Origin of the sequence: Sphingomonas faeni (assembly GCF_024273235.1) — a bacterium.
Taxonomy (GTDB): domain Bacteria; phylum Pseudomonadota; class Alphaproteobacteria; order Sphingomonadales; family Sphingomonadaceae; genus Sphingomonas; species Sphingomonas faeni_A.
The window spans coordinates 1-7,000 of the sequence record NZ_JANBVH010000069.1; the positions used below are offsets into that span (position 1 = coordinate 1).

General features: G+C 60.3%; 5 protein-coding genes. 3 read left to right on the plus strand and 2 right to left on the minus strand.

Annotated elements, in window-relative coordinates; all coding sequences use genetic code 11:
• Positions 1-200: 200 nt before the first annotated feature.
• Together NLI89_RS21250 and NLI89_RS21255 are read left to right on the plus strand one after the other, a co-directional pair.
• The gene (locus NLI89_RS21250) at positions 201-1,901 is read left to right on the plus strand and encodes a class I adenylate-forming enzyme family protein (protein WP_254688749.1); all 1,701 of its coding nucleotides are present in this window, start codon (positions 201-203) and stop codon (positions 1,899-1,901) included.
• A gap of 384 nt (positions 1,902-2,285) precedes the next feature.
• Positions 2,286-3,056 (plus strand): MipA/OmpV family protein, encoded by a 771-nt coding sequence (locus tag NLI89_RS21255; protein ID WP_254688750.1) that lies wholly within the window; start codon positions 2,286-2,288, stop codon positions 3,054-3,056.
• Between the two features lie 289 nt (positions 3,057-3,345).
• Here the strand turns inward: NLI89_RS21255 and NLI89_RS21260 are convergent, their stop codons facing one another.
• Positions 3,346-6,219, minus strand: a complete 2,874-nt coding sequence (locus NLI89_RS21260) for a TonB-dependent receptor (protein ID WP_254688752.1) — start codon at positions 6,217-6,219, stop codon at positions 3,346-3,348.
• 142 nt (positions 6,220-6,361) lie between these two features.
• Between NLI89_RS21260 and NLI89_RS21265 the strand changes: the two genes are divergently transcribed.
• Positions 6,362-6,532, plus strand: a complete 171-nt coding sequence (locus NLI89_RS21265) for a hypothetical protein (RefSeq protein ID WP_198527101.1) — start codon at positions 6,362-6,364, stop codon at positions 6,530-6,532.
• 99 nt (positions 6,533-6,631) lie between these two features.
• Here the strand turns inward: NLI89_RS21265 and NLI89_RS21270 are convergent.
• On the minus strand, positions 6,632-7,000 hold a 369-nt coding region (locus NLI89_RS21270), incomplete at its 5' end, for a transposase (RefSeq protein WP_254688751.1).

The window sequence follows — 7,000 nt, forward strand, 5'->3', positions numbered from 1 at the left end:
ATCGCCGACACCGAATGGCAGGATTTGATAAATTGCAGCTCGGCAACTTTTGGGCAGTGCCCGCAGCGGGCAACCATGCCGGAAGCGGACCAGAACGGCGCATTTGAGCGAGCGCTGAGCATTTTGCCGACCGATTAACGACGTTGCGGTCAGAACCAAGCACGCCATAAGAAGGAAAAAGATAGCAGCTGGAGAGAGTGATGCCAACCGAGCTCGACCTCAAGATGAACGCGATGATAGCGTCGCTGACGAGCGAAGGCGGTCCGCTGGTGCTGGGCAGCGTCGAACGCTTCGGTCGCCGGCTGCCGATCGTCGCCGGAGCGCCCCCCACGCTTTCCGACTATTTCGCATATTTCTGTGACCAGCATGGCGGCTCGACATTCCTCGTCGCCGGCGATGAACGGCTCACTTTTACCGAGACGCATGCCGCCGCCAAGAGTGTGGCGCGTGCGCTTGTGGCTGAGGGGGTCATCAAGGGTGACCGCGTCGGCATCGCCATGCGCAACTCGCCCGCATGGATCATCCTGTACATGGGTATCGTGATGGCAGGCGGCGTTGCGACGCTGCTCAACGGCTGGTGGCAGTCCGAGGAGTTGGCGTCGGCAATAGACGAGGTTGGATGCACCCTCGTCTTCGCCGATGCACCCCGAGTGGCCCGGCTGCGCGCTGTGCCCAGTCTTGCCGCCCGCATCGTCAGCGTGGACGACACCCGCCCGATCGGCGAGGCGCTGCTCGGGGTAACAGCGAACAGTCGGCCCGACACGCCATTGCCGACGATCGGCGCCGACGACCACGCCACCATTCTGTTTACCTCCGGATCAACCGGGCAGTCCAAGGGCGCGCTTAGCGATCATCGCGCGGTGGTGCAGGGAACGTTCGGTTTTCTGTCGCAGGCATTGACGATGCTCGGCATTGCAACGGCTGAGGGCAACCCGCCCGAGGGTCAGCCCGCAACGCTGCTCAACCTGCCGCTGTTTCACGTCACCGCCGAGGTGGCGGTGCTTCTGCAAAGCTTCGCGCTGGGGCGCAAGCTGGTCTTGATGTCAAAATGGAATGCCGAGGAGGCGATGCGGCTGATAGCGCAGGAGCGCGTGACCTACTTCGTGGGCGTGCCGCTGATGAGCTTTGAGATACTCACCCATCCTGATCGCGCAAATTATGACCTGTCGAGCGTCAGCGACTTTGCGGCCGGTGGGGCGCCTCGCCCGGTGGAACATGTTCGCCGTATCGATGCCGAAATGGAGGGAGCACCGTTGATCGGCTATGGCCTGACTGAGACCAATGCAGTGGGAACTGGCAATTGGCGAACGAACTACACAGCCAAGCCGGACTCCGCCGGCCGGCCTTCCGCGCCCTTGGTGGAGATCGCTATCCTGGATGACGCTGGCGCCTCACTGGCGCAGGGCAGCAGGGGAGAGATCGGCATCCGTTCCGCAGCGAACTTTCTTGGCTATTGGAACAACCCGGCCGCTACGGAAGCAGCGTTCACCGCCGACGGGTTCTTCCGAACCGGGGACATCGGCTTTCTCGACGAGGACGGATATCTCTTCATCGTCGACCGCAAGAAGGACATCATAATCCGCGGCGGTGAGAACATCGCCTGCCAAGAGGTCGAGGCTGCGCTGTACAACGATCCGCGCGTCGCCGAAGCGGCGGTATTCGGCCTGCCTGACGAGCGCTTCGGCGAGGTGCCCGGCGCCGTAGTCCATGCCGCCGAGGGCAAGAGCCTGGATCCAGAGGAACTACGATCTTTTCTCGGACAGCACCTGGCTGCCTTCAAGGTGCCGGTAAAAATCTGGTTGTCGGCCGCGCCGCTGCCCCGGTTGGGCACGGAGAAGATCGACAAGGTCAGCTTGCGCCAGCAATATCGCGCGAGTGTGGCGAGCGAGGTCGATCGCTAGCAGAGAGACGCCCCCCGTGTCGCCGTCCCTTCAAGACGAAACGACGAGACATCAGGCCTTTCAGCTGGTCCGGACGGTCTGACACAGGAGCATACGTGCTGATTTTAGCGGCCGTATGCTGACATCAGAACTGCCGGATCCGATCGATGTGCCCACATGCGCCTTGATTGTGATGCACATTTGCAACACCCTCTACTGGATTTTATCTCCTGCCTTCCCCTTGAAGGAGATACCGTCAGTCCGAAGCGTTAGGGCGGCTTACGTGAGGAACAAGCATTGTTGCGCATCATCCGTCTAGCAGGCTTACCGACAGCGGCTCTCGCTCTTGGCTTGGCAGCCCCCTCCTCGGCACAGGAAGCCCCACCCTCGCCTGAGGCCAGGGAGATGAGCGATCAGCTTGGTGGGGACACCATCACGGTTGCGGCAGCTGGCGTCTATCTGCCGGATTACGACGGGTCGAATGACTATCGGTTTACAGGCGGTCCTGTCGCGATCGGATCGGTAAAAGGATTCGCATTTACCATCCTTGGGACGCGTGGCAGCCTGGACCTGATCCCGAACCGCGAGGGCGACACGATCGATTTCCAGCTCGGGCCGATCGCTGCGGTGAACTTTGACCGCCAGAGCATCAAGCAGATCGACGACGTACGGGTTCGCGCCCTTGGCAAGGAAAAGACCGCGATCGAGGTCGGCGGATATATCGGCATCGGCAAGACTGGTGTCATCACCAGCCCCTATGATAAGCTTTCGGTCTCGGTCAGCTATCGTCACGACGTGAACAACGCGCATGACAGTGAAATCTGGCAGCCCACGATCAATTACCTGACCCCACTCAGCACGAAGGCGGCGGTCGGCCTGTTCGCCTCGGCAGAACATGCCGGGCGCGGCTATGCCGATACCTACTTCACCATCTCGCCGACGCAGAGCATTGCGAGCACGCTGCCGGTTTATAACGCCAGCAAGGGATGGAAAAACTATACCGTGGGCGGACTGGTAACCTATTCGTTGACCGGCAATCTGCTTCATGGGTTCAAACTTATCGCCGGGGGCACCTATCGCCGGATGCTCAACGATTTCGCCGATAGTCCGGTGGTGAGCGTTGCCGGATCAAAGAGCCAGTGGCTGGGCGCGGTCGCCATCGGATACACATTCTGATAGTGAAATTATCCAGGCCGGCTGTCTGCTTGCTTTGCGAAAATCGATCTCCTGCGAGGTCGCGAAAAAAGCCGACTGGATTTTAGCGGCCCGCCGTGGTGCCTTTGCCAGCCGCGTACAGACACCTTCGAGGGTCTTGCGGCGATTCACCGGCTCAAACGCACGGCCCCATGTCACATCGCATGTTATGACCCATGCACGGCGCGATAGCCGAGACGTGAAGGAACCGATCTCGCAAAAGGCCGGCGCGCATTGCTGCGGCCGGCCGGGTTGATCTGTCCCTTTGCGATCAGAAGCGGCTTCGCAGCGTCACGCCATAGGTGCGCGGCTCGGCTAGAAACGACGAATAGAGTGCGTTGGCGGTGGCGCCGAAGCGCTGCGTGTTGGCGACCGACCCGGCACCCTGGAACGGCGTGTTGAAGGCGACCTGGATGTAATCCTTGTTCGTCAGATTCTGTGCCCAGAATTCCAGTGCCCATTTCTGGTCCCGCCCCCGGATACCGATACGCGCGTTGACCAGCACATAGCCGTCCTGGATCTTCTCCGGCGCCAGATCCGAACCGGTATTGTAGTCAGACGTCATGCGGCTATCGACGTAGAACAACGCCGACATGCCGTTCGCACCGATCTCGGGGGTCCATGCGAGCGAGGTCGTCACGACGTTCTTGGGCGCGTTCGACAATTGGCTGCCTGGCAGCAGGAACAGCGCCGGATCGAGCGGCTCCCCTTGCGAATTGCCGACCAGATTGCGGCGGAAATGCGTGTCCGAATAGGTGTACCCTGCGGTGAAGGTGACATTGCGAGCCGGATTAAGCGTCGCTTCTGCCTCGACACCCTGTGAGATCAAGCCGGGCTTGTCGGCACTGCCTGCGCAACTGCCGTTGCCCGCGAGGCTGTCGGTATCCGCCCCGTTGAGGTTGTTCTTGCAGCTCTGCAGGTTCTGCACGACGTATACCGAGCCGTTGAACGTGTTGAGCTGGAAGTCCTTGAACTCCTGCCGGAACGCGGCGAGGTTCAGGCTGAAGGCACGGCTGATGTTGTACTTGGCGCCAATTTCATAGGCATCCACCTTTTCGGCGTCGAAGCGCAACCCTGGCGCATCGGCGTTCGTACGCGGCGTAAATACGCCCGGCAGGCCACCGAGATCCGATCGGTCGAGGTTGTAGCCACCCGCCTTATAGCCCTTGGCATAGGAGGCGTAAGTCAGCAGACGCGGCGTTGGCTTCCACGACACCACCGCGGTGCCGGTGAATTCACCGTCCGAGAAGCTGTCGTTGAGGTTGAGTGCGTTGATCGTCGACGAGCTATTGCCGGTGCAGGTCAACGTCACGATGCCGCCGATGAAGGTACGTGCGGTGGCAGGCACTGCCGCATTCGACAGCAAGGGAGACAGATTGGCCTGCTGTATCGGGCAGACTGTATTGTTGTTGTTCAAATTGGCGCTGAAATCCTTTGCCTCGTGTGTGTAACGTAGGCCAAGCGTCAGCGACAGAGTGTCGGTGATGTTGAAGATATTGTGGGTGAAGAATGCATAATTCTCGCTGGTCTGGCGATAGCGCGATCCCTGGTCGCCGACGTCGTTGACGCCGCCGACGCGAACACCATTGACGATCGTACCGGACAGTCGATCCAGCCCGCCGAGTACTGACGGGGCAATTCCACCGAAAGCGCCCGTGACCGTCGCGCGGCCTGCCGCGCTGAGGCAACCCGGCGCGTTCTGGTCCTGAAGAGCTACCGCGGGGTTGAGCGTCGCTACCAGACGACAGGCAGCAAAGGTACCATATTGCGTACCGAACTTGGTGCTGTCGACCACATTGAGTTTTTCGTGCGAATAGAAACCGCCGACGAGCCAGTCGAGCTTGCCATTAAACGAAGAGCCCTGGAGACGAACCTCCTGCGTGAACGTCTTGAACTGTCGATAGGAATCATCGTCGCGGTAGCTGAAGTCAACATTTCCGTAGTCGGTATCGCCGGCGTTGCCCGATTTGTTTTCACGATAGGCCGTGATCGACGTGATGTTGACGCCGCCGAGATCCCAGTCGATCTGCCCGGACCCGCCGTAATCTTCGGTCACGTTGCGGAAGGTACGGCCCGGCGAGATTGCGACACTGCGATCGAACGGATTGGCACGCGTATCGGTTGTGGGGCGGACCGCGCCGAGCCGGTTGAGAACACCAAGTATGCGGTTTGAGTCCGAATAGGCTACAGCGCCATCGGTGTTTATACTGCTGCCGTTCGACTGCACAGCATTTACTGTCGGGTCGAAGGTTTCGAACTTGCTGTAGTAGGTCGCTCCGCAGCAGCTTTCATCGCGATGGCTATAGTCACCGATCAGGCGGAGGCTGAAATCATCGCTCGGCTTGAAGAGCAGCTGACCACGAACAAAGTAGCGATCGCGGTTGTTGACTCGCGCCTCATTGTCGCTCTGTGTGATGTTGCGATAGAAACCGTCACGCTTGTTATAGATGCCGTCGACCCGGAAGGCGATCGTATCGGTCAGCGGGCCGGTGATGCCGAGCTGCGCACGCTTGTTGTCGTAGTTGCCGTATGTAAGCTCGGCGATACCGCCAAAGGTGAACTCCGGTGCCTTGGTGACGATGTTGATGAGGCCGGCCGATGCGTTGCGGCCGAATAGCGTACCCTGCGGTCCGCGCAGCACCTCGACCCGCTCGATCTCTCCGAGTTCATTGAGGCCGACGCCGGTGCGGCTGCGATAGACACCGTCGATGAAGGTAGCGACGGAGCTTTCGAGCCCCGGGTTATCGCCCACCGTACCGATACCGCGAATACGCGCCGAGGCGTTCGACTCATTACCGGTCGAGGACACCAGCAGCGACGGTGCGAGCTGGTTAAGTGCACGGATGTCGTTGGCGCCGGTATTCTGCAATGCCTCCTGTGTAATTGCGCTTACCGCAATCGGGACGTCGCTGAGCGGGCTGGCGCGGCGCGTGGCGGTGACGATGATGTCACCCGCGCTACCGCCCGCTTGCTCGCTGACGGCAGCATCGCCACGTCCCGCGGTTTCCGCCTGCACCGCGCCGCTCGCAGTCCCCTGCGACGGCACCTGCCGCTCGGCGTTGGTCGTGGGGGTCACCTCTTGCGCCACGGCGGGCGTGGCAATCGCGATCGTCGCTGCCGACAGCAGGTATGCGGTAAGACGCATGGTCGTCACTCTCCTTGAACGATTTCGTTTTTCGAATATCGGGTTTCTTTTCAAGCTAGGATTATTCACGCGGATGTGTCGAGCATTTTGTCAGAAAAACCATGTTTTCGAAGCCTGTGTCGCCAAAGCGCAACATCTGGCCGTGACCGATCCGGTATGCGGAGCCGGTCAACATGAACCTCCCGAGACGGTCCGCCAAGCTGAACGAGTGGATGACTGGCTGCCGATCTGTCACTTCGAAGCCAGCCGACAAAATGCGCTGGCGCGCTGGCTTTCAGATCAGGCGGAACTTCGGGAATATCGACAGCGTTGAATGACGCTCAAGCGCTTCAGGAGGGGGACCGATGAGAGGATGTTCGGAACCGTAGGCTAACAGCCCGATGATGAAGTCAAATATTTGCAGGTGGGCCCGTCAGCCGACGTCGACTGAGATGCCGAGGGCTAAGGCGGCGGTTTCGCCTTCGACGCCGACGGCGAGGGCGATCAGCAGCACGGTTTCGGTCCGAACGACGAACAGGAAGGTCTTTGATAGTGCTGCAGCTTCCCTTGGAGTGCCACATACGAACAAGGTGCGCATCAGGACGCTCAGGTTGAACCCGGCGACGTGGACGAGATAGCGCTTGTGGAGGTTTTCGCGCCCGCGCAACCACGCGCGGCGCATGCCACCACGACGGAGAATGTGCGCAAAGCTGCGCTCCACCATTTCACCACGCTTGCGCATTGCCTCACGTCCGACGCCAGATTTCAGACGAGCCCGATTGGCGAAGACCGCCTTTTGTGC

Coding starts and splice junctions, on each gene's coding strand:
- NLI89_RS21255 (WP_254688750.1), top strand. CDS start 2,286: ATGAGCGATCAGCTTGGTGGGGACACCATCACGGTTGCGGCAGCTGGC.
- NLI89_RS21250 (WP_254688749.1), top strand. CDS start 201: ATGCCAACCGAGCTCGACCTCAAGATGAACGCGATGATAGCGTCGCTG.
- NLI89_RS21260 (WP_254688752.1), bottom strand. CDS start 6,219: ATGCGTCTTACCGCATACCTGCTGTCGGCAGCGACGATCGCGATTGCC.